At 74.1% G+C, this 26,206-nt stretch carries 25 protein-coding genes; 7 read left to right on the top strand and 18 right to left on the bottom strand.

The features are described 5' to 3' along the window. Positions 1–92: 92 nt before the first annotated feature. From ABD954_RS02335 to ABD954_RS02365, 7 genes are all read right to left on the bottom strand, one after another. On the bottom strand, positions 93–488 hold the full coding sequence (locus tag ABD954_RS02335) for a VOC family protein (RefSeq protein ID WP_345491922.1): 396 nt from the start codon (positions 486–488) through the stop codon (positions 93–95). A 153-nt stretch (positions 489–641) separates the two neighbouring features. Continuing rightward, positions 642–1,472, bottom strand: coding sequence for an ammonia-dependent NAD(+) synthetase (gene nadE / locus ABD954_RS02340; protein ID WP_345484028.1), 831 nt, complete (start codon positions 1,470–1,472; stop codon positions 642–644). Further along, complete coding sequence (locus tag ABD954_RS02345; RefSeq protein ID WP_345484029.1) at positions 1,469–2,749, bottom strand: sulfite oxidase; 1,281 nt, start codon at positions 2,747–2,749, stop codon at positions 1,469–1,471. The genes nadE and ABD954_RS02345 overlap by 4 nt, the downstream gene beginning before the upstream one ends. Before the next feature lie 114 nt (positions 2,750–2,863). Continuing rightward, positions 2,864–3,787: an amino acid ABC transporter permease gene (locus tag ABD954_RS02350; protein ID WP_345484030.1), complete on the bottom strand. Its 924-nt coding sequence runs from the start codon at positions 3,785–3,787 to the stop codon at positions 2,864–2,866. Next, on the bottom strand, positions 3,784–4,449 hold the full coding sequence (locus ABD954_RS02355) for an amino acid ABC transporter permease (protein ID WP_345484031.1): 666 nt from the start codon (positions 4,447–4,449) through the stop codon (positions 3,784–3,786). Before ABD954_RS02355 ends, ABD954_RS02350 begins: the two co-directional genes overlap by 4 nt. Before the next feature lie 10 nt (positions 4,450–4,459). Then, positions 4,460–5,302, bottom strand: coding sequence for a glutamate ABC transporter substrate-binding protein (locus ABD954_RS02360; protein ID WP_345484032.1), 843 nt, complete (start codon positions 5,300–5,302; stop codon positions 4,460–4,462). A gap of 50 nt (positions 5,303–5,352) precedes the next feature. Continuing rightward, positions 5,353–6,108 (bottom strand): amino acid ABC transporter ATP-binding protein, encoded by a 756-nt coding sequence (locus ABD954_RS02365; RefSeq protein ID WP_345484033.1) that lies wholly within the window; start codon positions 6,106–6,108, stop codon positions 5,353–5,355. A 167-nt stretch (positions 6,109–6,275) separates the two neighbouring features. Here ABD954_RS02365 and ABD954_RS02370 point away from each other — a divergent pair, with 167 nt between their 5' ends. Further along, positions 6,276–6,911 carry a hypothetical protein gene (locus ABD954_RS02370; protein WP_345484034.1) on the top strand — a complete coding sequence of 212 codons (636 nt, stop codon included), beginning with the start codon at positions 6,276–6,278 and terminating at the stop codon, positions 6,909–6,911. A 190-nt stretch (positions 6,912–7,101) separates the two neighbouring features. Beyond that, a complete protein-coding gene (locus ABD954_RS02375; RefSeq protein ID WP_345484035.1) occupies positions 7,102–7,560 on the top strand; it encodes a Crp/Fnr family transcriptional regulator in 459 nt (152 codons plus the stop codon). A 21-nt stretch (positions 7,561–7,581) separates the two neighbouring features. Here ABD954_RS02375 and ABD954_RS02380 read toward each other — a convergent pair whose 3' ends face one another. Next, positions 7,582–8,052, bottom strand: a complete 471-nt coding sequence (locus ABD954_RS02380; RefSeq protein WP_345484036.1) for a GNAT family N-acetyltransferase — start codon at positions 8,050–8,052, stop codon at positions 7,582–7,584. Positions 8,053–8,227: 175 nt separating this feature from the next. Between ABD954_RS02380 and ABD954_RS02385 the strand changes: the two genes are divergently transcribed. The 3 genes from ABD954_RS02385 to ABD954_RS02395 all read left to right on the top strand — a co-directional run bounded on the left by ABD954_RS02385 (position 8,228) and on the right by ABD954_RS02395 (position 11,088). Next, positions 8,228–9,673: a diacylglycerol/lipid kinase family protein gene (locus ABD954_RS02385; protein WP_345484037.1), complete on the top strand. Its 1,446-nt coding sequence runs from the start codon at positions 8,228–8,230 to the stop codon at positions 9,671–9,673. Then, the gene (locus ABD954_RS02390) at positions 9,670–10,338 is read left to right on the top strand and encodes a phosphatase PAP2 family protein (protein WP_345484038.1); all 669 of its coding nucleotides are present in this window, start codon (positions 9,670–9,672) and stop codon (positions 10,336–10,338) included. Before ABD954_RS02385 ends, ABD954_RS02390 begins: the two co-directional genes overlap by 4 nt. 318 nt (positions 10,339–10,656) lie before the next feature. Continuing rightward, complete coding sequence (locus ABD954_RS02395; protein ID WP_345484040.1) at positions 10,657–11,088, top strand: PPOX class F420-dependent oxidoreductase; 432 nt, start codon at positions 10,657–10,659, stop codon at positions 11,086–11,088. A gap of 88 nt (positions 11,089–11,176) precedes the next feature. Here the strand turns inward: ABD954_RS02395 and ABD954_RS02400 are convergent, their stop codons facing one another. From ABD954_RS02400 to ABD954_RS02440, 9 genes are all read right to left on the bottom strand, one after another. Next, positions 11,177–11,893, bottom strand: coding sequence for a GntR family transcriptional regulator (locus ABD954_RS02400; RefSeq protein WP_345484041.1), 717 nt, complete (start codon positions 11,891–11,893; stop codon positions 11,177–11,179). Positions 11,894–11,933: 40 nt separating this feature from the next. Next, positions 11,934–12,986, bottom strand: a complete 1,053-nt coding sequence (locus ABD954_RS02405) for an ornithine cyclodeaminase family protein (protein ID WP_345484042.1) — start codon at positions 12,984–12,986, stop codon at positions 11,934–11,936. Then, positions 12,983–14,029 (bottom strand): proline racemase family protein, encoded by a 1,047-nt coding sequence (locus ABD954_RS02410; RefSeq protein ID WP_425584106.1) that lies wholly within the window; start codon positions 14,027–14,029, stop codon positions 12,983–12,985. Before ABD954_RS02410 ends, ABD954_RS02405 begins: the two co-directional genes overlap by 4 nt. A gap of 56 nt (positions 14,030–14,085) precedes the next feature. After that, positions 14,086–15,090, bottom strand: a complete 1,005-nt coding sequence (locus ABD954_RS02415) for a proline racemase family protein (protein ID WP_345484043.1) — start codon at positions 15,088–15,090, stop codon at positions 14,086–14,088. A 13-nt stretch (positions 15,091–15,103) separates the two neighbouring features. Next, entirely contained in the window at positions 15,104–16,006 is a 903-nt protein-coding gene (locus tag ABD954_RS02420) for a dihydrodipicolinate synthase family protein (RefSeq protein WP_345484044.1), read from the bottom strand. A 73-nt stretch (positions 16,007–16,079) separates the two neighbouring features. Beyond that, complete coding sequence (locus ABD954_RS02425; protein WP_345484045.1) at positions 16,080–17,498, bottom strand: FAD-dependent oxidoreductase; 1,419 nt, start codon at positions 17,496–17,498, stop codon at positions 16,080–16,082. Next, positions 17,479–17,748 (bottom strand): (2Fe-2S)-binding protein, encoded by a 270-nt coding sequence (locus tag ABD954_RS02430; protein ID WP_345484046.1) that lies wholly within the window; start codon positions 17,746–17,748, stop codon positions 17,479–17,481. Before ABD954_RS02430 ends, ABD954_RS02425 begins: the two co-directional genes overlap by 20 nt. Beyond that, entirely contained in the window at positions 17,745–18,899 is a 1,155-nt protein-coding gene (locus ABD954_RS02435; RefSeq protein WP_345484047.1) for an NAD(P)/FAD-dependent oxidoreductase, read from the bottom strand. The genes ABD954_RS02430 and ABD954_RS02435 overlap by 4 nt, the downstream gene beginning before the upstream one ends. A gap of 59 nt (positions 18,900–18,958) precedes the next feature. After that, positions 18,959–21,313 carry a collagenase gene (locus tag ABD954_RS02440; RefSeq protein ID WP_345484048.1) on the bottom strand — a complete coding sequence of 785 codons (2,355 nt, stop codon included), beginning with the start codon at positions 21,311–21,313 and terminating at the stop codon, positions 18,959–18,961. Positions 21,314–21,842: 529 nt separating this feature from the next. Here ABD954_RS02440 and ABD954_RS02445 point away from each other — a divergent pair. Then, positions 21,843–22,436: a TetR/AcrR family transcriptional regulator gene (locus ABD954_RS02445; protein WP_345484049.1), complete on the top strand. Its 594-nt coding sequence runs from the start codon at positions 21,843–21,845 to the stop codon at positions 22,434–22,436. Positions 22,437–22,583: 147 nt separating this feature from the next. Further along, positions 22,584–24,653, top strand: coding sequence for a galactose-binding domain-containing protein (locus tag ABD954_RS02450; RefSeq protein ID WP_345484050.1), 2,070 nt, complete (start codon positions 22,584–22,586; stop codon positions 24,651–24,653). 66 nt (positions 24,654–24,719) lie between these two features. Here ABD954_RS02450 and ABD954_RS02455 read toward each other — a convergent pair whose 3' ends face one another. Then, positions 24,720–26,009, bottom strand: coding sequence for a YncE family protein (locus ABD954_RS02455; RefSeq protein ID WP_345484051.1), 1,290 nt, complete (start codon positions 26,007–26,009; stop codon positions 24,720–24,722). Positions 26,010–26,206: the final 197 nt, after the last annotated feature.

Raw genomic sequence — 26,206 nt, forward strand, 5'->3', positions numbered from 1 at the left:
CTAACGGAGAGATAGCAGGACCGCCGCCCCACCCACAAGAGTCATGACACAGAACGCCGTTCAGCCCCGTGATCGGCCGTCGGGGGAACGATCTATTCCTGGAGGACGGCGAGGACGTTCCTCGCCGGATCGGTGAACCAGGCGATGCCGGTGGGGCCTTCGTTCTCCGTGGGGCGGACGATGCCCTGGTCGTCGGCGTCGAAGCCGGGATACCGCTGGAAGTCGACGCCCTTGGCCTTGAGGGCGGCGACGGCAGTGTCGATGTCGTCGACCTGGAAGTTCAGGACGGTGAAGGTCGCCGGTGCGTGCTGGTCGCCCTTCGGGTAGACGAGGACCTTCGCCCCGCCGGCGAGCGTGAGGAACAGCATGCGCATGTCCCCCGTGCCCTCCTCGGCGACCTGGAGGCCGAGGGTGTCGCCGTAGAAGGTGCGGGCGGCGTCGAAGTCGTCGACCGAGAAGCTGCTGTAGGCCGGGGTGCTGCCGAGCAACACGGGTGGTTCTCCCTTCGGTGGAACGTCCGCCGGCATCCGCGGACGTCTCCTCAGGGCACACCACCCGCGAGACGACCGGCCGTCCCCGCCACGCGGAAACGGCCGGATGGTCCTCCGCCTGTCACCCTCGGGTGCGGGCGGCGGCCCGGGTCAGGGGGCGATCGGGAGGCGGCGCTTGTGCTCGGTCAGCTCGTAGCGGCGCACGATCGCGGCGAAGGCGGCCTCGTCGACCGGCTTGCCCTCCAGGAAGTCGTCGATCTCGTCGTACGTGACCCCGAGCGCGTCCTCGTCGGGCTTGCCCGGGTCCAGGGTCTCCAGGTCGGCCGTCGGCGTCTTCCAGACCAGCTCGGCGGGGGCGCCGAGCTCGGCCGCGACGGCGCGGACGCGGCGCTTGGTGAGGCCGGTGAGCGGGACGACGTCGGCGGCGCCGTCACCGTACTTGGTGAAGAAGCCGGAGACGGCCTCGGCGGCGTGGTCGGTGCCGACGACCAGGCCGTTGTGGGCGCCGGCCACCGCGTACTGGGCGATCATCCGCTGGCGGGCCTTGATGTTGCCGTGCACGAAGTCCTGGTGGTGGTCGTCGCGGAAGGCGACACCGGCGGCGCGGACGGCGTCGAGGGCGGCGTCGCCGGCCGGCTTGACGTCCACGGTGAGCACCTCGTCGGCCTGGATGAAGCCGAGCGCGACCTGGGCGTCGTGTTCGTCGGCCTGGACGCCGTAGGGCAGCCGCATGGCGTAGAAGGTGGCGTCGTGACCCGCGGCGCGGACCCGCTCCACGGCGAGCTGGCAGAGCCGTCCGGCGGTGGTGGAGTCGACGCCGCCGCTGATGCCGAGGACGAGGCAGCGCAGGCCGGTGGAGGTGAGGCGCTCGGCGAGGAAGGCCACCCGGCGCTCGATCTCCTCGCGCGGGTCGAAGGTCTCGGAGACCTCCAGCTCCCGGGCGATCTGCTGCTGCAGGGCGGTGGTCTCCGGGTCGGTCACGGAATGCTCCTCGGTGGTGCGGTGGTGTGCGGTGGACGTCCCGGAACGACTCTATCCCGGGCCCGGGCGCCTTCCGCGGGCCCGGGGCCGCCGAGGCGCTCCGTGAGGCAGACCACCTCGACCCGGTGGACCAGGTTGTTCCCGAAGCCGCCCCGGTTCCAGGGGGCGGTGAGGGGCTGGGTGTGCCCGGCGGCGTCGGTGGCGCGGACGCTGAGCCGGTACCGGCCGGGGGCCGCCGTCCAGGTCGTGTGCCACGCGGCCCAGGCCCAGGGTCCGGCCGGGTCCGGCGAGACCTCGGTGTCGGTCCAGGTCTCCTCGCCGTCGGTGCTGAGCTCCACGCGCACGACCGGGCCGTGGCCGGACCAGGCCCGGCCGGCGAGCGGGACGGGGCCGGGGCGGACGACGCGGGCGCGGGACATGAAGTCGGGGAAGCCGGGCGGGATCATCAGGGCCCGCGGCTTGATGACGTCCACCGGTGTGCCGGGCTCGTCGGGGTCCTGGCGGTAGCGGTAGGCGGCGGTCTGCTGGAAGCCGGTGAACGGGGTGTCGGTGACGGTGATGTCGCGCAGCCACTTCACGGACGCCATCCCGTACCAGCCGGGCACCACCAGGCGCAGCGGAAAGCCGTGCTGGGGCGGCAGCGGGGCGCCGTTCATCGCGTAGGCCACGAGCACGTCGCGGGCCGGGTCGGCGGCGAGAGACAGCGGCAGGGCGCGCTGGTAGTCCTGTTCGACGCCGCGCTCGACGCCGTGGTCGGCGCCGGTGAACACGACCTCGGCGGCGCCCTCGCCGACCCCGGCTTCGGCCAGCAGGGCGGCCAGCGGGACCCCGGTCCAGTCGGCGGTGCCGACGGCCTCCACCAGCCAGGGCTGGCTGACGGGCCGCGGCACGAGCCGGGCCCGCCCGTTGCCCGCGCACTCCAGCGTGACCCGGCGGGTGACCGCGGGCCGTGCGCGCAGGGCGGCGGGGTCCAGGGACAGGGGGCGGCCGACCCGGCCGCCGACGGTGAGCCGCCAGTCGTCGGCGCCGGCGGCGGGGATGTCGTAGTGCACCAGGACGTAGTGCAGCCCGGGCGGCGTCACGTCGTACCGCAGCGCTTCGAGCGGCAGCCCGTGGTTCCGCGCGGCGAGCCCCAGCTCCGCCGCGCCGACCCCTTCGCCCGGCCCGGCGAGCCGGCCCGGCGCGCTGACGTCACGGAGGCCGGGGGCGCCCTTCGCCGCTCCGCCGCCCACCGGGGCGCCTTCCGCCCCGGGGCCGGGAGCCGGGGAGTCGTTCATGTCTTCATGGTGCGCCGGCCGCCGCCACGGCACCATCGCGGCCGGGGGCGACGCGGCCCGGGGCGACGCGTCCGGGCGACGGCCCCGTCCCGGGCCGCCGCACCCGTGGCCCCGCTACGTGACGCCCCCGCCGCCGCCTCGTGGCGGCGCGTGCTCCCCGGGGGTCGCCAGTTCCTCCACCGCGTCGGCGCCGACCACGGCGCCCGTGGACTTCCTGGCGCGGCGCAGCCGGGCCTCCAGCCAGGCGGCGAAGGAGGTCAGCAGGAAGTTGAGGGCGACGAAGACGACGGCGACCACGGTGAAGCTGGCGATGGTGTTGGCGCCGTAGTTGGCGCTCATCGGACGGACGGAGGCGAGGAGTTCGGAGAAACCGAGCATCGCGCCGCCCAGGGCCGTGTCCTTGACGATGACGACGAGCTGGCTGACGAGCGCCGGCAGCATGGCGGTGACGGACTGGGGCAGCAACACGTAGGTCATGGTCTGCCCCTTGCGCATGCCGATCGCCTTCGCCGCGTCCGTCTGGCCGGCCGGGAGGGCGAGGATGCCCGCGCGGACCACCTCGGCGAGGACGGACCCGTTGTAGAGCACGAGGCCGGTGACGACCGCGTACAGCGGGCGCGTCTCGGGGCTGATGTTCGTGAACTCGGAGTACGCGGCGTTGGCGAACAGCATCAGGATGAGCACCGGGATGGCGCGGAAGAACTCCACGACGGTGCCGGCGCCCGCCCTGACCCAGCGGTGGTCGGAGAGCCGGCCGATGCCGAAGAGCGCGCCGAGCGGCAGGGCGATGACCATGGCGAGGGCCGCGGCGACGACGGTGTTCCTCAGGGCCGGCAGGACGTAGGTGGTCCACACCCGGGAGTCGGTGAAGAAGGGGGCCCACTTGTCCCAGTCGAGCTGGTTCTTGTCGGCGAGGCTCGCCGCGATCCACCAGACGGCGAAGCCGAGGGCGACGAGGAAGACGACGGTGTAGAGGAGGTTGCGGCGGCGGGCCTTGGGGCCGGGGACGTCGTAGAGGACGGCGGGTCTGGTCTTCACCGTTTCACCGCCACCTTCTTGGCGACGCGGCCGAGGATCAGCCCAGTGGGCAGGGTGAGGCAGAGGAAGCCGACGGCGAAGATCACCGAGATGAGGATGAGCTGGGCCTCGTTCTCGATCATCTCCCGCATCAGCAGGGCCGCTTCGGCGACGCCGATGGCGGCGGCGACGGTGGTGTTCTTGGTGAGGGCGATCAGGACGTTGGCGAGCGGGCCGACGACGGACCGGAAGGCCTGCGGCAGCACGACGAGCCGCAGGGTCTGTGTGAAGTTCAGCCCGATGGCGCGGGCGGCCTCGACCTGGCCGAGCGGGACGGTGTTGATGCCGGAGCGCAGGGCCTCGCAGACGAAGGCCGCCGTGTAGGCGATGAGTCCGAGGACCGCGAGGCGGAAGTTGATGACGCCGAAGTCCCGGGCGCCCAGGTCCACGCCGAGGGTCTGGAAGAGACCGAGGGAGGTGAAGACGATGATGACGGTGAGGGGGATGTTGCGGACGATGTTGACGTAGACGGTGCCGAAGCCCCTCATGAGGGGGACGGGGCTGACCCGCATGGCGGCCAGCAGCGTCCCCCAGAGCAGGGAGCCCACCGCGGAGTAGACGGTCAGCCGGACCGTCGTCCAGAACGCTCCCAGCAGGTCGTAGCCTTCGAGGAAGTCGAACACGTCGGTCCGCTCACTTCACCACGGTGCCGATCGCGGGGGCGGGTTCGTTCTTGTAGTTCGCCGGCCCGAAGTTCTTCTGCACGGCCTTGTCCCAGGATCCGTCGGCGACCATCTTCTCGAGCGCCTTGTTGATCCTGTCCTTGAGAGCGCTGCCCTTCTGGACGCCGATGCCGTAGTTCTCGTTGCTCAGCTTGAAGCCGCCGAGCTTGAACTTGCCCTTGAACGCCTCCTGCGAGGCGTATCCGGCGAGGATCGAGTCGTCCGTGGTGAGGGCGTCGATCACCCCGTTCTCCAGCCCGGTCAGGCACTCCGAGTAGCCGCCGTACTCCTGGAGCTGGGCGTCCGGCGCGATCTTGTCCTTCACGTTCTGCGCGGAGGTGGAGCCGGTGACCGAGCAGAGCCTCTTGTTGTTGAGGTCGGAGGGCTTCTTGACGGAGTCGTCGTCGGCGCGGATCAGCACGTCCTGGTGGGCGAGCAGATACGGCCCGGCGAAGTCGACCTTCTCGGCCCGCTTGTCGTTGATCGAGTACGAGGCCGCGATGAAGTCCACGTCGCCGCGCTGGAGCAGCGTCTCGCGGTCGGCGCTCTTGGCCTCCTTCCACTCGATCTCGGAGGGTTCGTGGCCGAGTTCCTTGGCGACGTACGTGGCCACGTCGACGTCGAAGCCGGTGTACGTGCCGTCCGGCGTCTTCAGGCCGATGCCGGGCTGGTCGAACTTGATGCCGATGGTGATCTTGTCCTCGCCGTGGCCGGCGGGCAGCGCGGCGGCGTACGCCGTGCCGGTGAAGGAGAGGGCGACCGCGGCGGCCGCGGTCACCGCGAGCCTTCGGTTCCTGAGCGGGTTCATGGTCATCACCCCAGCGGTGGGACGGTCGGACTCGGGCCGGCCCCGAGTCGTACGGGTCAGTGGTGCAGGATCTTCGACAGGAAGTCCTTGGCGCGGTCGCTGCGCGGGTTGCCGAAGAACTCGTCGGGGGTGGCCGCTTCGACGATCCGGCCGTCGGCCATGAAGACCACGCGGTTGGCGGCGGACCGGGCGAAGCCCATCTCGTGGGTGACGACCACCATCGTCATGCCGTCCCGGGCCAGCTGCTGCATCACCTCCAGGACCTCGTTGATCATCTCCGGGTCGAGGGCCGAGGTCGGCTCGTCGAAGAGCATCACCTTCGGTTCCATCGCCAGCGCGCGGGCGATCGCGACCCGCTGCTGCTGGCCCCCGGACAGCTGCGCCGGGTACTTGTCCGCCTGACTGGCCACCCCGACCCGGTCGAGGAGCGTGCGGGCGTGCTCCTCGGCCTTCCTGCGGTCCTTCTTGCGGACCTTGATCTGGCCGAGGGTGACGTTCTCGAGCACGGTCTTGTGCGCGAAGAGGTTGAACGACTGGAAGACCATGCCGACGTCGGCGCGCAGCGCCGCCAGTTCCCGCCCCTCGGCGGGCAGGGGTCTGCCGTCGATGACGATGCTGCCGGAGTCGATGGTCTCCAGGCGGTTGACGGCGCGGCAGAGCGTGGACTTGCCCGACCCGGAGGGCCCGATGACGACCACGACCTCGCCGCGGTGGATGGTGAGGTTGATGGACTGGAGCACATGAAGCGTGCCGAAGTGCTTGTCGACGTCTTTCAGCACGACGAGCGCGTCGCCGCCGTCCGGGACGGGCATGGCACCCTCCTGGTCACCGCCCCCGCTTGCCGCTCCCTCCCTCTTCACGTTCATGCTCCGCCCTCCGCCGGGCGCGCGCACGCCGGGCGGCCCGCGCCCGGCATGCGGGACAGGGCGTGCGGGCCCTTGCCGTCGGCGGCCCGGGGTTGCTTGGATCTTCTCCACCCGTGAAGACAGCGCACACCCGGCGGGCGCCCCAGGGGACGCCGCCGAGGAGGGAGCTCGCCATCGCCGCCGCCATCCCGGAGTATCTGCGCGCCGAGGCCGCCGTGCTCGTGGACTCGCTCATCCCTCTGGTGAACCGCTTCCGGGCCCGCCAGTCCGACGACGGCACCGTCCCGGCGCCTGACGAGGCCGACCGGACGCTGCTGCTGCGGATCCGGCGGGAGGGCGCCGCCTGGTACCGGCGGCACGCCCTCGACGACCAGGCCGCGGCGCTGGAGGCCGACATCGACGGCTGGCTGGCCGCCGGGCTCGACAGCCGGCCGCGCTTCGGGCGCTGCCGGGCCGCGCTGCCCGGACCGGCGGCCGGCGAGACCGTCTTCCTCCTGGGCCCCGGCCTCGGTGCCGGCGCCGGCCCGGCCGGGGGCGGTCGGCTGGACTGCTGCTTCGCCCTGTACGCACAGGCGCCGTCGGCGGATTCCGGGTCCTCGGGTGACGGACCGGTGCCGGTCCTGATCGCCGGCAGCGAGAGGGCGCCCGGGGGCCGTGTCGGCTCCACCGGCGACCGCGTGGCGCCCGGGGACCTCGTCGGCTCCACCGGCGACCGGCCCGGCGACCGCGCGGCGGCCGCGGTCTCCTGAACCGCGACGGCCCGCCCCGGTCGGCCTGTGGGGCGGGCCGGGTCCCGGGGCGGGCGGCCGGCCCGCGGTCGCGCGGGCGGCGGTGTACGGCGGACGGCCGCACGGGGTCCGCGGGGTCCCTGCGCACGGGCCCGTGCGGGCGGACACTGGAGGCGGACGCACCGTATCCGCGGGTCCGAGGAGGTCCGTCATGAGCAGCGCCGCACCCAAGGTCAGCACCCTGCCGCCGGAGCACCGGGAGCGGCTGATGGCCTTCGCCGAGGACGTGCACTTCGAGGCGGGGCACCGGCTCTTCGAGGAGCAGGACCGCGCCGAGCGGTTCTGGATCGTCAAGACGGGCGCGGTGGGTCTGGACGCCAGGGTGCCGGGACGCGGCCGGCCGGTCATCGAGACGCTGCGGCACGGCGAGCTGGTGGGCCTGTCGTGGCTGTTCCCGCCGTATCTGTGCCAGTCGGGCGCCGAGGCGATGACCCCGGTCAGGGCGTACGAGTTCGACGCGACGGCCGTGCGGTCGATGTGCCGCACGGACCCGGAGTTCGGCTCGTCGGTGCTGTTCTGGGTGGGGCAGATCCTGGCCCGCCGGCTTCAGGTGACCCGGGTCAGACTGCTCGACCTGTACGCGCCGCACGGAAGCGGGACGCTGGCCTGAGCCGCCGGGCCCGGGGGCTCCTCAGGCCCGCCGGAGGAGCCGCACGTACCAGTCCCACAGGGCACCGTCGGCGTGGCTGATCTGGCCGCGCCGGGTGAAGCCGGCGCGGCGGGCGACGGCGGAGACGCCCGCGACGGCGGCCGGGGCGGCCGGACCGGCGGGGACGAGGATCACCGCCCGGCGGGCGCCCTGCGCCCGGACGTGCGCGCAGGCGAGGCGGACCGCGCGGGTGGCCAGGCCGCGGCCGCGGGCCTCCGGCAGGAGGGCGTAGGACACCTCGACGTCACCCTGGACCAGCCCGGCGGCCGCCGGGCAGAGGCGGAGGGTGCCGACCGTTTCGTCGGCCCCGATGCCGAAGGCCCGCGAGGGACCGTGGACCCGCCACGCCGCCCGCAGCCGGGGGTCATGGAGCGCGGGGACCGGGTCCGGTTCGCCGGGGGCCAGCGGTGACAGGGTGACGACTCCGTCGGAGAGCTTCGCGTCTTCGTGCACCCCAGTGATCTTGTCGGCTCCCGGGAGGCACCACAATCGGTATCCGGCCGGACGCGCGGAGCTGTCCGGAGACGATTCACCCAGAAGGACGTCCTCACTCGAACGGGCGTGTGGGGACTGTGCCGCGCCCCGCCGGGTACCAGGCTGGGGGCCGAGACACGGGGAGGGCCCGGACATGGAGAGACAGACGGTGACGAGCACCGGAGTCGTCACGGCGCGGGCGCGGCTGCTCGCACGCCTCGCGCTGCTGTGCGCCGTGGCGGCCGTCGTCTCGCTGTTCGTGCCGTTCGGGAGCGGGGGTCTGCTGATCATCGCTCTCGGGCTCGCGGGGCTCGTCCTGTGCGCGGCGGGCACCTGGTGGTTCCTCGCGCACCGCGGGCCGGTGCGCCTGCTCGGGGCGCTGCTCGCGGTCGGCACGCCCGTGGGCGTGCTGCTGCTCTACGTCGACGGCGGTCTGTGGCGGTCGGCGCTCACCGCCCTCGGCCTGTGGGCGGTGGCGCTGTCCTGCGCCCGTTCGGCCCTCCGCCGGCCCCACCGGCCGCGCGCCGCCACACCGGCACCGCGCCCGCGCCGGCCGGTGCTCTTCATGAACCCGCGGTCGGGCGGCGGCAAGGTGGAGCGCTTCGGCCTCGTCGAGTACGCCGAGCGGCTCGGCGCGCGGGTCGTCCTCCTGGACGGCGACGAGGCGCGGGAGCGGCCCGCCGACCCGGACACCGACGCTGAGGCCGAACCGCGCGGCGAACCGGAGCGGGAGGACACCGGGCCCGGGGAGGCCGGATCCGGCGGGCCGGGGCACCTGGACGTCGCCGCGCTCGCCCGGCAGGCCGTCGCGGACGGCGCCGATCTGCTCGGCGTGGCCGGCGGCGACGGGACGCAGGCCCTGGTGGCGGCGGTCGCGGCCGAGCACGACCTGCCGTTCCTGGTCATCAGCGCCGGCACCCGCAATCACTTCGCGATGGACCTGGGGCTCGACCGGGACGACCCGGCCCGCTGCCTCGACGCCCTCACCGACGGCGAGGAGCTGCGGGTCGACCTGGGTGACGTCGCCGGGCGGGCGTTCGTGAACACCGTCTCCTTCGGCGTGTACGCGGACGTCGTGCAGCGGCCCGAGTACCGCGACGCCAAGGCGGGCACCGCCCTCAGCGTCATGCCCGACCTGCTGACGGGCGACGGCGGACGCCGGTTCGACGCCGTCGTCGACGGGACGACGCTGCCGGAGCAGCAGGCCCTGCTGGTCAGCAACAACCCGTACGACACCCCGGCCGACCCGCTGGGCGCCGGGCGCCGGCCCCGCCTCGACCGGGGGGTCCTCGGAGTCATCGCGGTCCGTGTGGAGGGCGCGGCGCAGGCGGCGGAACTCGCCGTCCGCGGCGCGCAGTCCGAAGGTCTGAACATCCTCGCCGCCCGCCGCGTCGAGGTCACCGCCGCCACCGGCACGCTTCCGGTGGCGGTGGACGGCGAGGCCCTGGTCCTGCCCGCCCCCGTCGTCTGCACCCTGCGGCCACGCGCCCTGCGCGTGCGCGTCCCGCGCGACCGGCCCGGAACCGTGCCGCCCGCCCCGCCGCTGCGGTGGCGTCGCATCGTCGCCCTGGCCTTCGGCCCCCGAGGAGAGTCCCGATGAAGGAACCCATGAACGAACCCACGCCCGGCCCGGCCCCCCGCACCCCCTCCCCCGCCGAGGGGGACGCGTCCCGGCCGAAAGCGCGATGGGGCACCGTCGGCGCCGTCCTGTCGGACCTGCGCGCGGTCGACGGCGCCCTGTACGCGGCGGTGGCGGCGACGCCGACGCCGACCCTGGACCGCACCCTGCGCCGTCTCTCCCACACGGCCGACCACTCCAAGATCTCCCTGTCCGTCGCCGCCGCGCTCACCCTGCTCGGCGGCCAGGCCCGCACGGCGGCGGTCGCGGGCGTCGGGGCGGTGGCCGTGGCCTCGGCGTCCGCGAACCTGCTCGGCAAGCGCCTGGTCCGCCGGGCCCGTCCGGACCGCGAGGCGGCGCGGGTCACCGTCGACCGCCATGTGCCGATGCCGACCTCGGCGTCCTTCCCGTCGGGCCACACCGCCTCGGCGGTCGCCTTCGCGACGGCGGTGGGCGTGGTCCTCCCGCCGGCCGCCGTCCCGCTCGGGATCCTCGCGAGCGCCGTCGGGTACTCCCGCGTCCACACCGGCGTCCACTATCCGGGCGACGTCGCCGCCGGCGCCGTCCTCGGCATGGCGAGCGCCGCCGCGGCCCTGGCCGTCGCGCGCGCGACGGGCCCGGGAGCGCGCCTCGCCGCCCGCGCCTGACCCTGCCCTGGGGCAGGGACGAGGCTCGTCGCGACCGGAGGAACCGGAAGGGCCGGGGACCGCGAGGACCGGCGAGGATCGGCGAGGAGGGGCCGTACCCGCGGATCTCACCGCCCACGCGGCGGCGGAGGACCGGCTGCGGGAGCGCGGGGAGACGATCGCCGCGCCGGCCCGCGCGGTCCGCACCGAGCCGGACCGGGACGGGGCCGGCCCGTCGGACGTCGTCACCGACGCGGCGTTCCCGCCCGGTCGGTCCTGAGCGCGGGCGCGGGCGGAGCACGGGAACAAAGCGCCGGTGTGCGGCACTTGGAGAGGGACATGACGACGACACGGTTCGACCCCCGCGCCCTTCTCGCCACGAGCCGGCTCGGCGTCCTCGCCACCCTCAAGGCCGACGGACGCCCGCAGCTCTCCCCCGTGATGCCGTACTACGACGCCGGGACCGACACCGTCTACGTGTCGATGACCGAGGGCCGGGCCAAGACCGTGAACCTGCGGCGCGACCCTCGCGCGGCCCTGGAGGTCACCAGCGAGGACGGCTGGTCGTGGGCCACCGCCGAGGGGACGGTGACCCTGACCGGCCCCGGGACCGACCCGTACGGGCCGGAGGTGGAGGCGCTCGTGGAGTACTACCGGCTCGCGGCCGGGGAGCACCCGGACTGGGAGGAGTACCGGTCGGTGATGGTCGCCGACCGGCGGGTGCTCATGCGGATGCCCGTGGACCACGTGTATGGGCAGTCCGTGCGCTGAGGCACCCCGGGAGGCCGGGTTCCCCGGTCCGCCGGCTCCCGGAGCCGGTCGGGACCGGGTCCCGGGCGGCCCCCGGGGCGCGTGCGGGTCAGCCCTTGCGGACCGGGCCGAGGCGGCCGGCGGGGCGTTCCACCGGTTCGTCGCGGGCCTCGGCCCAGAGCGAGCGGACGTGGCCGAGGTGACGGTGCATGCACGCCTCGGCGGCCCGCACGTCGCCGGCGATCATCAGGTCCAGGAGCTCCAGGTGCTCCTCCGCCGAGGAGACCAGCTTGCCGGCCTCGTCGAGGCCGGTGAGGCCGTAGAGGCGGGAGCGCTTGCGCAGGTCACCGACGGTCTCCACGAGCCGGTCGTTCCCGGCCAGCCCGAGGAGGGTGAGGTGGAAGCGGCGGTCGGCCTCCAGGTAGCCGATGAGGTTGTGCTCGCGCGCGTTGGTGACGATCTCCTCGGCGAGCGGGCGGAGTTCCTCCAGCTGTTCGCGGGTGGCCAGTCCGGTGACCCGGCCGACGGTCGGGACCTCGATCAGCATGCGCAGTTCGGTGCACTGGTCGAGTTCGCGCTCGCTGACCTCGGTGATCCGGAAGCCCTTGTTGCGGACCGGCTCGACCAGGCCCTCGCGGGCCAGGTCGAGCATCGCCTCGCGCACGGGCGTGGCCGACACGCCGAGCTCGGCGGCGAGTCCCGGCGCGGAGTAGACGCTGCCCGGCCGGAGTTCGCCCGCTATCAGGGCGGCGCGCAGGGCGTGGCCGACCTGGTCGCGGAGCCGCTCCTGGGCCTTGATGAGACTGTGCTGCTTCAGGTCACCCACGCTGATCCTCCGAGAACTCGCAGAGGGACAGCGTACAATGTCACGTTTCGCGGTCGGCCCCGGCCGCGCGGTGCGGTGCCGGCGGCGGTTCCGGCACCGCCGGGGGCGACGGCGGCGGTGCCGGGGGCTCCGTGAGCGCCGCCCGGTGGACGGCCACCGCCACGGCCAGGTCCTCCCAGGCCATGCCGACGCTCTTGAAGAGGCGGGGCCCCGTTCCGTCCGGCGGCGGCCCGGACCGTCCCGTGACCAGGTCGGCCAGCGTGCCCGCGACGTGGTCCGGGCCGATCGCGCCCTCGGCCCGCGGGACCAGCAGGTCGCCCGCCTCGCGCAGCGCCGCCGCCCGCGACTCCACCCAGACCGAGGACCGCCGGACCAGGGCCGAGTCGGTCTCCCGGGCGTCGGGTTCGTGCGAGCCGACGGCCACCACCGTGGCACCCGGCACCACCCGCCGCCCGTCGAAGAGCGGGGCACGGGCCGTGGTGCAGCACACCACCAGGTCGGCGCCCGCCACGTCGCCGGGCGTTCCGGTACGGGCCCGGGGCACGCCGAGGGTCCGGGCGTGCGCGGCGAGCCGCTGCGCGCGCGCCGGGTCTCGGGCGACGACCACCGCCTCGGCCACCTCGCGCACGGCGAGCACCGCCGCCAGGTGACCGTACGCCTGCGGCCCCGAGCCGAACAGGACGAGGCGCAACGGCCGACCGTCGGGCGCGAGGTGACGGATGGCCAGGGCCGAGACGGCGGGGGTGCGGAGGGCGGTGAGGGCCGCTCCGTCGAGCAGGGCCACGGGGCGCAGACGGGTGCCGTCCAGGAGCAGATAGCCGCCGGTGATCCGGGGAAGCCCGGCGGCGGGGTTGCCGGGGGCCACGCCCGCGATCTTCACGCCCGCCCAGGAGCCCCAGGCGGCCGGCATCAGCAGCAGTTCGCCGGCCGGTACGGGCAGCGCCGTCCGCCGCGGGCAGCGCTCCGGGTCGAGCCCTTCGCGCAGCACGTCGGCGAGCGCGTCGACCGCCCGGGCCGGCGGCAGCAGGCGCGCGACGGCCGGGCCGTCGATCCACCGCGGCCCCTCGCCGCCCCACGGCGCCGTGGCGTTCACAGCGGGAAGCCCGTGCCGAGGGCGTCGTACGGGTCGAGGACGAAGCGGTGCTCGCCCGTGCGGTGCGCCGTTCCGGTCACCTCGGTGACCAGTCCCTCGGCCGCCGGCACCGCTCGGGGCAGCGCCCGGCCGGTGAAGAGGGTGCCGGTGACCGACTCGTGGGTCAGCTCCCCGCCCTCGCGGAGGCGTCCGTCCTCGGCGAGCAGGGCGAGCCGGGCCGAGGTGCCCGAGCCGCAGGGTGAGCGGTCGACCTGCCCGTCGGCGAAGACGGTCACGTTGCGCTGGTGCGGCCCGGCCGGGGTGTCGGGGAGCTCCTCGTGGAGGATCACCCCGTACACACCGGACAGCAGCGGTCCGTCCGGATGCCGGGTGGCGGGATGGCCGTCGAGCGCGGTCCTGATCTCCCGGGCCGCGGCGACCAGTTCGGGCAGCGCGGCCCGGTCGACGCGGAGGCCGAGGGCGTCGGCGGGGAGCGAGGCGTAGCAGGCGCCGGCGTGGGCGAGGTCGACGTCGACCTCGCCGAGGCGCGTGGTCAGGCGGACCTTCCGGGCGGTGACCCGGGCGGGGACGTTGCGGAAGGTGACGCCGGTGGTGCGGCCTCCCGCGCGGTGCACGGTCGCGGTGACCCGCCCGGAGGGGACGTCGATGCGGACCTGGACGTCCCGGTCGGCCGGGGCGGCCACCAGGCCCGTGTCGACCGCCCAGGCGCCGAGCGCCATCGTGCCGTGGCCGCAGGCGGTCGAGTAGCCGTCCTTGTGCCAGAACACGACGCCCAGGTGGGCACCGTCGTCGTCCGGCGGCACCACGAAGCCGCCGTACATGCCGGCGTGGCCGCGCGGTTCCTGGACGAGCAGCCTCCGCAGCCGGTCGTGCGGTGTGGCGCGGGGGGTGGGGCCCGTGCCGGCCGGGCCGGCCGGGCGGAGGAGGCCGGCGCGGCGCTCGGCGACGGTGTCGCCGGGGACCGGGGGGAATCCTTCGGACACGATCCGGAAGGGTTCGCCCGCGGTGTGGTAGTCCGTGGTGCGGACCTCGGCCGGGGACACGGCCTCGGGGACGGCCGCCCGCGAGGCCGGTGGCACGGGGTGCGGGGCGGTGGGGCTCACAGGAGGAAGCCTCCGGGGAAGGGGTCGGCCGGATCGAGGAAGTACTGGGCGGTGCCCGTGATCCAGGCCCGGCCGGTGACCGTCGGCACCACGGCCGGGCGGCCCCCGACCGTGGTCTCGCCGACCAGCCGGCCGGTGAACTCCGTACCGATGAAGGACTCGTTGACGAAGTCGGTGTCCAGCGGCAGCAGTCCGCGGGCGTGCAGCTGGGCCATCCGCGCGCTGGTGCCCGTGCCGCACGGCGAGCGGTCGAACCAGCCGGGATGGATGGCCATGGCGTGCCGGGAGCGGCGGGCGTCGGAGCCGGGGGCGGCGAGATAGACGTGCTTCACACCGCCCTGGGCGGGGTCCTCCGGGTGGACCGGCCGGTTCGGGCCGCCGTTGACGGCGTCCATCACGGCGAGCCCGGCGGCGAGCAGGTCCTCCTTGCGGGACCGGTCGAAGGGCAGACCGAGCGCGTCGAGGTCCACGAAGGCGTAGAAGTTGCCGCCGTACGCGAGGTCGTAGGTGACGGTGCCGTGTCCGGGGACCTCCGCCTTCAGGTCGAGGCCGACGCAGAAGGCCGGCACGTTGGTGAGCGTGACGGCGGTGGCCGCGCCGTCCTCGACGCGTACGTCCACGCCGACGAGGCCCGCGGGGGTGTCGAGCCGGACGGTGGTGACCGGTTCGGACACCGGCACCATGCCCGTCTCGACGAGCACGGTGGCGACGCCGATCGTGCCGTGGCCGCACATGGGGAGCAGGCCGGACACCTCGATGAACAGGACGCCGTAGTCGGCGTCGGGGCGGGTGGGCGGCTGGAGGATGGCGCCGCTCATGGCCGCGTGGCCGCGCGGTTCGTACATCAGGAGCGTCCGGAGGTGGTCCAGGTGCTCGATGAAGTGCAGCCGCTTCTCGGCCATGGTGGCGCCGGGAATCACCCCGACTCCCCCGGTGATCACCCGGGTGGGCATGCCCTCGGTGTGCGAGTCGACGGCGTGGTAGACGTGACGGGTGCGCATGGGTTCCCCCGGGTCAGTGGTGGCCGTCGGCCAGGGCCTTCTCGGTCGCGGAGCGTACGGCGCCCTCGGCGGCGCCGCCGAGCGGCAGCCGGGGCGGGCGGGTCGGGCCGCCGGGCCGTCCGGCGAGGTCCATCGAGAGCTTGATGGCCTGGACGAACTCGGTCCTGGAGTCCCAGCGCAGCAGCGGGTGCAGCGACCTGTACAGCGGGAGGGCGGTGGCGACGTCCCCTGCCACGGCGGCCCGGTACAGCTCGGCGCAGGAGGAGGGCAGCGCGTTCGGGTAGCCGGCGACCCAGCCCACCGCGCCGGCCAGGGCCAGTTCGAGCAGGACGTCGTCCGCGCCGATCAGCAGGTCGAGTTCGGGTGCGAGTTCGGCGATCTCGTAGGCGCGGCGGACGTCGCCGCTGAACTCCTTCACCGCGACGATGCGGCCCTCGGCGTGCAGCCGGGCGAGCAGGGCGGGGGTGAGGTCGACCTTCGTGTCGATGGGGTTGTTGTAGGCGACGACCGGCAGTCCGGCCTCCGCGACCTCCGCGTAGTGGGCGAGGACCGCGGCCTCGTCCGCCCGGAAGGCGTTCGGCGGCAGCAGCAGCACCGAGCCCGCGCCGGCTTCGGCGGCCTGCTCGGCCCAGCGCCGGGATTCGGCGCTGCCGTAGGCGGCGACGCCCGGCATGACCCTGGCCCCGTCGCCGGCCGCCTCCACCGCCGTACGGACCACGCGGGCCCGCTCCTCGTCGGTGAGGGTCTGGTATTCGCCCAGGGAACCGTTGGGCACGACGCCGTCGCAGCCGTTCTCGACCAGCCAGTGGACGTGCTCGGCGTAGGCGTCGTAGTCGACCGTCAGGTCCTGGCGCAACGGGAGGGCGGTGGCGACCATGATGCCGCGCCAGGGGCGGGCCGGGGTCCAGCTGCTCATGAATGACTCCTTTGTAGGGTGTGACATTTTACTGACTGTCGTACGACGGCCACAAGACCGCGTCGGGGGAGGATCAGTCCTGATCCGCGGGGAGCTCCGCCAGCCGGCGCAGCGGCACGGGGCACGCCAGCGGCCTGCGGTCCGGGGCCGGGTCCGTTCCGCACAGCGCCGCCACCGCCGGACCGCACATGCGGCCCTGGCACCAGCCCATGCCGGCCCGGGTCAGCAGCTTCACCGTGCGCGCGTCCCGCGCCCCCAGCTCGTCGACCGCCTCCCGGACGCGGCCGGCCGGCACCTCCTCGCAGCGGCAGACGTCCGTGTCGTCCCGCAGCCAGTCCCGCCAGCCGTCGCCGGGGCGGTGCGCCGCGCCCATCGCGTCGGCGAAGGCCCGCAGACGGTCCCGGCGGCGGCGCAGCGCAGCCGGGACGCCGGCGGGTGCGGGCGTGGCGCCCAGGGACGCGGCGATCGAGCGGGCCGCCAGCTCCCCTTCCACCAGGGCCAGTCGGGCGCCGCCGATGCCGCCGGTCTCCCCCGCCGACCAGACGCCCGGCACCGAAGTGCGCTGATCGGCAGTGAGGTCGAGGGCGACCGTGCCGTCGGCGGCGACGCGGGTGGCGCAGCCGAGGGCCGTGGCGAGGGACAGTTCGGGGACCAGGCCGTGCCCGACGGCCACGGAGTCGCAGGGGATCCGTCGGCCGGTTCCGGGCACCGGGCGCCAGTCGCGGTCCAGGCGCGCGACCGTCACCGCCTCCACCCGGTCCGTGCCGTGCGCCTCCACGACGGAGTGCCGGGTCAGCAGCCGCACCGCGTGACGGGCGAGGGCGGCGCCGAAGCGGGCCCCCTCGGCCAGCTTCGCCGGATTCCGCAGCAGCGTCCCGACGTTGCGGGCGTATCCGCCGTACGCGGCCGCCTCGACCACGGCGGGGACCCGGGCGCCCGCGGCGGCCAGGGACGCCGCGACGGCGAGGAGCAGCGGGCCGCTGCCCGCCACGACGGTCCGCCGGCCCGGCAGCACCAGGCCGCCCTTCAGCATGGCCTGCGCGCCGCCGGCCGCGACCACGCCCGGCAGGGTCCACCCGGGGAAGGGCAGCTGGCGCTCGTACGCGCCGGTGGCGAGCAGCACGGCGCGGGCGGTGACGGTGGCGGGCGCGGCGGTGTCCTCCTCGGTGCGGGTGTGGAGGGTCCAGGCGGGGCCCTCGGGGGTCACGGTCCAGACGTGGTGACGGGGCAGGAAGGTGACGCGGTGCGCCGCCTCGTGGGCGCGCAGGCGGGATGCGCGGGAAGTGAAGGCGCGCCAGTCGTGGTGGTGCACGGTCAGGTCGGGGCGGGCGGCCCGGAGCTCGGGGGCGGGGTGGCGGTAGTACTGGCCGCCGGGGCGTGCTCCGGCGTCGACGAGGGCCACGGAGAGGCCCAGGTCGGCGGCGGTGACCGCGGCGGCCAGGCCGGCGGGGCCCGCGCCGACGACGGCGAGATCAGCGACCGAGTGCGGCACGGCCCGTTCCCTCCTGGGTGGTGACGGTGTCGCCCGGCCGGGCCGGGACGAGACAGGCGCGCCGGTTGGGGCGGCCGTTGACGGTGACCAGGCAGTCGTGACACTGGCCGATTCCGCAGAAGACACCGCGCGGGGCGCCGCCGGAGCGGGTGGTGCGCCAGGCGAGGACGCCGGCCGACCAGAGCGCGGCGGCGATGGACTGTCCCTCGTGGAAGGGCAGTTCGCGGCCGTCGAAGCTCAGGCTGCTCATGAGGGTGATCCTTCGAAGTCGCGGTCCGGTCGGAAGGGCGTGGGGTCGAGGGGTGGTGCGGCGCCGGTCAGGGCGGCGGTGACGAGGACTCCGGTGGCCGGGGCCAGGCCGATGCCCGCGCCTTCGTGGCCGCACGCGTGGTACAGGCCCGGGACGCGCGGGTCGGCGCCGATCGCCGGCAGGTGGTCCGGGAGGTAGGGGCGGAAGCCGTGGTACGTGCGCAGGACGTCGACGTCGGCGAGGACGGGGAAGAGGGCTGCCGCCTGGGCCGCGAGGCGGCGGAGGGCTTCGAGGGAGAGGGAGCGGTCGAAGCCGACGCGCTCGCGGGTGGCGCCGATGAGGACGGGGCCGGCGGGGGTGCCCTCGACGACCGCCGAGGACTGCAGCGCGGCCGAGTCGCTGGCGACGTCGGCGACGTAGTCGGCCGCGTAGACCTTGTGGCGGACCACCCGCGGCAGGGGTTCGGTGACCAGGACGAAGCCGCGGCGGGGCAGCACGGGCAGGTGGGAGCCGGCGAGGTCGGCGATCCGTCCGCCCCAGGTGCCGGCCGCGTTCACGACGGCGGGGGCGAGGAGTTCGCGGCGGGGGGTGCGCAGGCCGCGGACGGCTCCGGTGGGCGTGCGGAGGATCTCGGTGACCTCTTCGCCGAGGTGGGTGGCGCAGGAGGCGGCCGCGAGGAGGCGGGCCGCGGCCCGCGCGGGCTGGACCTGGGCGTCCTCGGGGTAGTGGAAGGCGCCCGCCATGGCGGGGCTGAGGTGGGGTTCGACGTCCGCGAGTGCGTCGCCGGGGACTTCGGTGGCGGTGACACCGGCGGCCCGCTGGCCCTCCGCGAAGACGCGGAGGGCCTTGAGGGTGGTCTCGTCGGGCGCCACGACGAGACCGCCCTTGGGCTCGTACTCCATGTCCGGCGGGAGTGCGCCGGACAGTTCGCGCCAGAGTCTCGTGGACAGCAGCGCGAGGTCGAGCTCGGGGCCCGCCCCCTTGTCGGAGACGAGCAGGTTGCCTTCCCCGGCACCGGTGGTGCCGCCCGCGACGGGACCGCGGTCGACGACGGCGACGGAGAGGCCGGAGCGGGCCGCGTAGTACGCGCAGGCGGCTCCGACGACGCCGGCACCGATGATCACGGCGTCCAGGGAGTGTCTCTTGGGCACGGCAGTAATATGTCACATTCTTCAGGCGGTGCCCAGGGGTTGCCCCCCGGGCCTGGGCGTCAGCTGCGGAGCGGGCCCTCGCAGCGGTAGCTCGACGTGCCGGCGGTCCGGTTGGACCAGATCTCGATCGGCCCGAAGCTGCAGTTCATGTCGGCCAGGTTGTTCAGGCGGGCCTCCGCGGCGCGGTCGAGGAGGAAGTAGTCGACCGTCTCGGACATGTCCTTGAAGTTCCGGTCGTCGCTGGCGGCGTCGGTCAGGTTGGCGGTGATGCGTCCGGTGCAGACGAAGCGCCGCTTGCCGGGGTCGCCGTTCTCGACGCAGTCCGGGTTGCTGTACGTGGCCCCGGCGAAGGCGGCCCGTACCCCCGCCACGGTGGAGTAGGTGAGCTGTTCGTTGGGCGTGTACGTGGTGTTCGGGACGTGGAGGCGGTCGACCTGGGCGATCTGGGCGTCCAGGAAGCGGTCGTATCCGCTCTGCAGGCCCCTGTCGGCGCTGAGGCGCTCGCGCCAGGCGTCGTAGCGCGTGACGTCGTTCGCGCGCAGGTGCGTGTACATCTCGCGCAGCAGCGAGGGGCGTTCGGTCCACAGGAACTCGAAGAAGGTGCCGGCGTAGCTGTAGAAGCGGAAGCCGTCGCCGTCGTAGGTGGCGTGCAGGATCTGGCGCACGTTCATCCGCGGGCCGCCGGAGGCGGTGTCGTTGATGATGCCGCGGACCAGGGACTTGCGGACGGCGATGCCGTCGGCGCGGGTGGCGCCGTCGAAGAACTCGGCCGTGCCCTCGTCCATGGCCGTGGTGCGGTCGTTCTGGTGCCAGGGGCCCTCGCCGAAGAAGCCGGGCACGGCGAAACGGCCGTTGAGGTAGTGGACGTACTCGTGCCGGAAGAGCTCTTCCAGGGTGAGGGTGGAGTCCTGGGGGACGCGCCGCTGGTAGGTGTAGAAGGTGGCGCCGTTCTCGATGTAGATGCCGCCGTTGTTCGTGTCGTACCCGGTCAGGATCGGGTGGTAGTTCTCGTAGTCGGCGCGGGAGGCGTACAGGACGATGTTCAGGGTCGTGTTGGGGTCGCCGGCCAGGGGCTGTTCGGTGCCGAGCACGCGGTGGTACTGGGCCTTGACCTGCTTGCTCGCGTAGTAGAGCTGGTCGACGGTGGCCCGGTCGAGACCGGTGCGGACGCGGATGGTGCCGTTGTCGTACGTGTAGGTGAAGGGGAAGATGCGCTTCTCGATGTCGGCCTTGCAGACGCCGTAGGGCGCGCAGGCGTCGTAGAAGTTGAGCCAGGTGACGAGCTTGGCCCAGGGCTGGCTGCCGGAACCGAAGGCGGTCTCGACCGGGCGGAGGAGGGCGCCCAGGTCGGCGACGATCTGGCTCTCCAGGCCGGCTATCTGGCCGAAGCGGCCGTACTCGGCCAGGGCGTCGCGGACCACCCAGGCGTTCGCGCCGCCCTTGAGGTGGGTGTGGCCGGAGAAGGCGCGGAAGGCGGCGCGGTAGGCCGGGGCGGCCTTCACGGCGCCGTGGAAGGCGAGGTCCTGGTTGCCGGGGTAGACGCCCAGGTAGTTGACGGAGAGCGCGGCGAGCGCGGCGCCGGCCCAGGTGGGGTCCTGGTGCGTCGCGGGGTGCGCGGCGTCCATGGTGGCGAGGACCTTGACGATGAGACCGAGCTGGTGCTGGCGCAGGCCGGGGGCGCTGCCGATGTAGAGGGCCTCGCGCAGGGTGCGGGCGTTGGAGGCGGTGACGTCGAAGGTGCGGGCGGCGTTGCCGAAGTCGGCGATGGCCCTGCGGACCGCGTCGACGGTGGGCGCGTCGGTGATGTCGATCTCGGTGCGGGCGAAGTCGTGGTAGGCGACCGCGTGGAGGTAGGTGAACATCTCCTCGAGGTGGGAGGAGTTGCGGCCGTCGTGGGCGGCGGCGAGGGTGGAGATCCGGCGGGCGACGGCCTGCACGTGGGCGTCGGACATGACGGGCGCCAGGCGGGCGTCCCAGGTCCAGATCAGGTCGCGCAGACAGCCGTCGGCGGTGACGGCCGGGTCGGCGAGGAAGTCGGCGAAGCGCTCGGGGGCGAGCGTGGTGATGCCGTCCAGGGTGCAGGGGACCCCGGCCGCGAGGACGGGGGCGTCGGCCGAACGGGCCGTGTGCGCCGTGGCCTTGGGCTGGGCGCTCTTGGCGGGGCCGGGGACGCGGGGCTGCGCCGCGGTGCCGCCGGGCGCGGGGGCCGGGGCGGGGACGAGCGGCCGGGCGTTCGCCAGGTGGTCGACCTCGTCGAAGGGGTTCGCGCCGGTTGCGGCCACGGGGGCGGGGGCCGCGGGGGCGGGGGCGGGCCGCTCGGCGGCCTGGGTCGCGGCCTGTCCGGCGGTGGCGACGAGGGTCACCGCAACGGCGGTGGCGAGAAGGGAGGTACGCACGACTCTGCGCTGGGACACCTGGGCTCCTGGTCGGGGAGTAGTGGGGGATGCGGTGCGCACGGCGAACTCCCCCGGCTCACGGAGGAGTTGGCGACCTGGGCCGCCACGCCGTGAGCTGTAACATAGTAATGTGAAATTGCACTGACAAGGTCTGTGCACCTCCCAGTTCCGCCGCGTTCACCCGGGCACGGCTGATGACGCCGCCCCGATGGCCCTCGGCGCTCCCGCCCGGGGCGACCTCCACGGCCCCGCCGCCGCGCCCGCCGCCCGGGCCCGCCGCCGGTCTGCTGTGCGCACTCGCCGCCCCGCCACGGCTCGTGTTCCACCTCCGGGACGTCCACGACGTGGCGGCACGGCCGGCCGGCCGGGTCGAGCGGCGGTTTCCGGGCTCGGCCTCGACCGGGACGTGGTGCCCTTCGGGGCGGCCGTGCACGCCGTCGGCGCAGGCGCCGCAGAGCGGCTGGCGTTCCGGGCGGCGCACCCGGTGCCGTAACGGCGCGGGGCGGGGGCCCGGCGGATACCCTGGCGCCGGACCCGAGGAGGAAGCATGGCGCGGATGCCGTCGGCCGAGCGGCGCCGGCAGTTGGTGGAGGCGGCGGTCCGGGTGATGGCCAGGGACGGGGTGGCGCGGACGACGACCCGGTCCGTGTGCGCCGAGGCCGGGGTGTCGCTGAGCGTCTTCCACTACTGCTTCGACTCCAAGCAGGCGCTCCTGGAAGCCGCCATCGAGTCCATCACCGGCAGCTACGTGGCACGGGTGATGTCGGCCGTCGAGCCGCGGGCGACGCTGCGCGAGACGGTCCGGGCGGCGCTCGGGACGTACTGGGACCATGTGACGGACCGTCCGGCCGAGCACATGCTGACCTATGAGCTCACCCAGTACGCGCTGCGCGAGGAGGGCTTCGAGCATCTGGCGCGGGCGCAGTACGAGCAGTACGTGGCGTCGGCGACCGCCCTGGTCGAGCAGGTGTGCGCGCTGCGCGGGGTGACGCCGAGGGTGCCGGTGCAGCTGCTCGCCCGGGTGCTCGCGGCGGCCGTCGACGGGCTCACCCTCCAGTACCTGGTCCTCGGCGACGAGCGGGCCGCGGCGGACCTGCTCGACGTGACCGCCGACCAGCTGGTGGCACTCATCGAGGGCTGACCGGCCGTCAACAGGTCATCCGACCCGGACCCTTGACTCGCTCGGGGATCCTCGCGATCCTCGCCCCGAGCCGCTGTTACCGCGAGAAACCCCCACGGGACGGCTCACAGCCCGGTATCCCCCATGACCGAAGGCGTGGCTGACCACATGAAACGACCATCTACGCGCGGGGCGGGCGGCCGGTTCGCCCTCGTGTCCCTGCTCATCGCCCTGGCCACCGTCGTCTTCGGCGCGGGGCCGGTCCCCGCCGCCGACGCCGGCGCGAACTGGTGGGAGCCCGCCGCACGGCCGGCACCCGACTCGCAGATCAACGTCACGGGCGCCCCCTTCACGGGGACGGACGCCGACGGCAAGGTGCGCGGCTTCGTCGACGCGCACAACCACCTGATGTCCAACGAGGGCTTCGGCGGCCGCATGATCTGCGGCAGCACGTTCTCGGAGGCGGGCGTGGCCGACGCCCTCAAGGACTGCCCCGAGCACTATCCGGACGGCGCGGGCGCCATCTTCGAGCATCTCACCGGCGGTGACGACGGCCACCACGACCCGGTCGGCTGGCCCACCTTCAAGCACTGGCCGGCCCATGACTCGCTGAGCCACCAGCAGAACTACTACGCCTGGGTGGAGCGGGCCTGGCGCGGCGGCCAGCGGGTCCTGGTCAACGACCTCGTGACCAACGGGCTCATCTGCTCGCTGCTGCCCCGGGACCGCGGCTGCGACGAGATGGACGCCATCCGCCTGGAGGCGCGCAAGACCTACGAGCTGCAGGACTACGTCGACCGCATGTGGGGCGGCCCCGGCAAGGGCTGGTTCCGCGTCGTGACCGACGCGGCGCAGGCCCGCTCGGTGATCGAGCAGGGCAAGCTCGCGGTGGTGCTGGGCGTGGAGACCTCGGAGCCGTTCGGCTGCAAGCAGGTCCTCGATGTCGCCCAGTGCGACCGGACGGACATCGACAAGGGCCTGGACGAGCTGTACGCGCTCGGCGTGCGCAGCATGTTCCTGTGCCACAAGTTCGACAACGCGCTGTGCGGGGTGCGCTTCGACAGCGGCACCACGGGCGTGGCGGTCAACATCGGCCAGTTCCTGTCGACGGGCACCTTCTGGACGACGGAGAAGTGCGCGGGGCCGCAGACCGACAACCCGATCGGCCTGACGGCACCGCCCGCGATGGCGGCGAAGCTCCCGCCCGGGGTGAGCGTGCCCTCGTACGCCTCCGACGCCCGCTGCAACACCCGCGGGCTGACCCGGCTCGGGGAGTACGCCCTGAAGGGCATGATGCAGCGCGGCATGATGCTGGAGCTGGACCACATGAGCGTCAAGGCGGCCGGCCGGGCCCTGGACATCCTGGAGGCCGAGGAGTATCCGGGCGTGCTGTCCACCCACAGCTGGATGGACCTGGACTGGACGGAGCGGGTCTACCGCCTGGGCGGCTTCGTCGCCCCGTACATGCACGGCGCCCAGGGCTTCGTCGGCGAGGCGACCCAGAAGGCGGAGCTGCGCAGGAAGTACGGGGTCGGCCTCGGCTACGGCACCGACATGAACGGCGTCGGCGGCTGGCCGGGACCGGTCGGCGCGGGCGCCCCGAACGCCGTGAAGTACCCCTTCCGCAGCTTCGACGGCGGCTCGGTCCTGGACCGCCAGGTGACGGGCGAGCGCACCTGGGACCTGAACACCGACGGCGCCGCGCACAACGGCCTGGTCCCGGACTGGATCGAGCAGATCCGGCTCACGCCGGGCGGGGCGTCCGTGGTGGAGGAGCTGGCGCGGGGCGCCGAGTCGTACCTGACCACGTGGAAGAGGACGCAGGGACACCGGCCGGGCGTGGACCTCGCCGCCGGGAAGCCGACGTCGGCCAGCACCACGCAGTGGTGGAACCCGTTCGTCGACCACTCCCCCGGCCTCGCCGTGGACGGGGACACGGGCACCCGGTGGGCCAGCGAGTGGTCGGACGGCCAGTGGTGGCAGGTGGACCTGGGCGCGGTGCACCGGGTGGGCCGGGTCACCCTCGACTGGGAGCGGGCGTACGCGCGCGCGTACCGCATCGACGTGTCGGACGACGGCACGAACTGGCGCACGGCCTGGTCCACGGATGTCGGGGACGGCGGTTACGACACGGCGGAGTTCACCTCGCAGTCGGCCCGCTATCTGCGCGTCCAGGGGGTGCGGCGGGCGACCGGATGGGGCTACTCGCTCCACGAGGTGAAGGTCACCAGGTCCTGAGCTCCGGCCGGTGACCGCCGAAGGGCCCGCCGGGTGATCCGGCGGGCCCTTCGTGGTGTCGGGTGCTCAGCCGGCCGCGGGGCCGGTCCAGTCGGCGGGGACGTGGGCGAGGCGGACCCGCTGCGGGTGGTCGCCGACGTCCACGGTGGCCACCCGCCTGCCGGTGGCGAAGTCGATCGCGGTCACCCGGTCGGCGCCGCTCTCGGAGACGACGCAGGACCGGCCGTCGCCGCTGACCGTGGCCCAGTAGGGCTTGCTGACCTCGACGAGCGGGCCCTCCTGGAGGGTGGCGCGGTCGACGACGGTCGCGTAGTCGTCCATGGTGCCCGCGACGCACAGCTTGGTGCCGTCGGGGCTCATCGACAGGCCGTGGTGGCGCGAGTCGTTGACCCAGCTGGTGCGGTCGGGGTCGGTCGCCGGGTTGCCGGGGAGGTTCTTGAGGCGGGTGATGCGGTCGGTGGCGACGTCGTACTCCAGGAAGCCGCTCAGGAAGGAGACCTGGAAGTAGAGCTTCTTCTCGTCCGGGGTGAAGACCAGGGGGCGGACGGCGTCGGAGAGGTCGCCGCGCCCAAAGGCGTCGAGGCGCTCGCGCATGTCGATGACGCGTACGGTGCGGAAGGTAGCCGCGTCGACGACGGTGATCTTCCGGTCGCCCTTGGTCCAGTCGAGCCAGGGTGCGTCGAGGGCCGTGGTGACCTCGCCGATCGACATGTTCCACAGCAGGCCGTCGGCGGTGAACACGTTCTCGTGGGGCTTGTCGCCGGTCTTGAAGGAGCCGAGCTGGCGGCCGGTGACGATGTCGAGGACGTGGACGGTGTTGGCGGTGGAGGCGGAGACGGCGACGCGGGTGCCGTCGGGCGAGACGGCCATGTGGTCGGAGCGGTGTCCGGCCACGGGGAAGCGCCAGCTGATCCGGCCGGTGCGCAGGTCGACGGAGACGACGTCGGCGAAGCTGGGCCGGGAGACGACCATCGCCGAGCCGTCGGGGGTGGCGTACATGTCGTCGACGAACTGGTCGTGGCCCTCGCCCGGCCCGTGCCGCACGCCGAGGAAGAAGGCCAGCTTGACCGGGTCGAGGTGGATCTCGCGCAGCCGCTCCTCGCGGTCGGGGATGACGTTCACGCGCGCGACGCGGCGGAACTCGCCGCGGGCCTCGATGACGTCGGCCGTGCCGTCCCAGTTGTTCCCGACGAACATCACCTCGCGCAGCGCCTCCGCGCCCCGGGATCCCGGCGAGGCGACGGCGCCGGTGCCTCCGACGGTGGCGAGGAGCGCGAGGGCGGCCGCGAGGGCCACGCCGAGGCGGCGCCGGGCGCGGGGGCCGCGGGGAGGCTGGGGCAGGCGGGGAGAGGGCATGGGGGTTCCTTCTTCCGGCTCCGGACGACGACTTACCCGAGGTAACCATGGACATGCCACGCCCAACAAGCCCTCGGAAGCGGCCTGTTACCCTGCGGTACGACCGGTCCTCACACGCTCCGCACACCGCCTTCACACGGCCCGCGAAAGGGCTGGTGGAAAGCGTGTCCGAGCCCGCCCGCGCGGGCAGGATGCGG

Origin of the sequence: Streptomyces roseoviridis (assembly GCF_039535235.1) — a bacterium.
Classification (GTDB): Bacteria; Actinomycetota; Actinomycetes; order Streptomycetales; family Streptomycetaceae; genus Streptomyces; species Streptomyces roseoviridis.

Excerpts from the sequence above, each read along its gene's own strand:
- ABD954_RS02345 (WP_345484029.1), bottom strand. The coding sequence starts at position 2,749 with ATGAACGACTCCCCGGCTCCCGGCCCCGGGGCGGAAGGCGCCCCGGTG.
- ABD954_RS02360 (WP_345484032.1), bottom strand. The coding sequence starts at position 5,302 with ATGACCATGAACCCGCTCAGGAACCGAAGGCTCGCGGTGACCGCGGCC.
- ABD954_RS02365 (WP_345484033.1), bottom strand. The coding sequence starts at position 6,108 with ATGCCCGTCCCGGACGGCGGCGACGCGCTCGTCGTGCTGAAAGACGTC.
- ABD954_RS02375 (WP_345484035.1), top strand. The coding sequence starts at position 7,102 with ATGAGCAGCGCCGCACCCAAGGTCAGCACCCTGCCGCCGGAGCACCGG.
- ABD954_RS02385 (WP_345484037.1), top strand. The coding sequence starts at position 8,228 with ATGGAGAGACAGACGGTGACGAGCACCGGAGTCGTCACGGCGCGGGCG.
- ABD954_RS02390 (WP_345484038.1), top strand. The coding sequence starts at position 9,670 with ATGAAGGAACCCATGAACGAACCCACGCCCGGCCCGGCCCCCCGCACC.
- ABD954_RS02395 (WP_345484040.1), top strand. The coding sequence starts at position 10,657 with ATGACGACGACACGGTTCGACCCCCGCGCCCTTCTCGCCACGAGCCGG.
- ABD954_RS02415 (WP_345484043.1), bottom strand. The coding sequence starts at position 15,090 with ATGCGCACCCGTCACGTCTACCACGCCGTCGACTCGCACACCGAGGGC.
- ABD954_RS02420 (WP_345484044.1), bottom strand. The coding sequence starts at position 16,006 with ATGAGCAGCTGGACCCCGGCCCGCCCCTGGCGCGGCATCATGGTCGCC.
- ABD954_RS02430 (WP_345484046.1), bottom strand. The coding sequence starts at position 17,748 with ATGAGCAGCCTGAGCTTCGACGGCCGCGAACTGCCCTTCCACGAGGGA.
- ABD954_RS02445 (WP_345484049.1), top strand. The coding sequence starts at position 21,843 with ATGGCGCGGATGCCGTCGGCCGAGCGGCGCCGGCAGTTGGTGGAGGCG.
- ABD954_RS02450 (WP_345484050.1), top strand. The coding sequence starts at position 22,584 with ATGAAACGACCATCTACGCGCGGGGCGGGCGGCCGGTTCGCCCTCGTG.
- ABD954_RS02455 (WP_345484051.1), bottom strand. The coding sequence starts at position 26,009 with ATGCCCTCTCCCCGCCTGCCCCAGCCTCCCCGCGGCCCCCGCGCCCGG.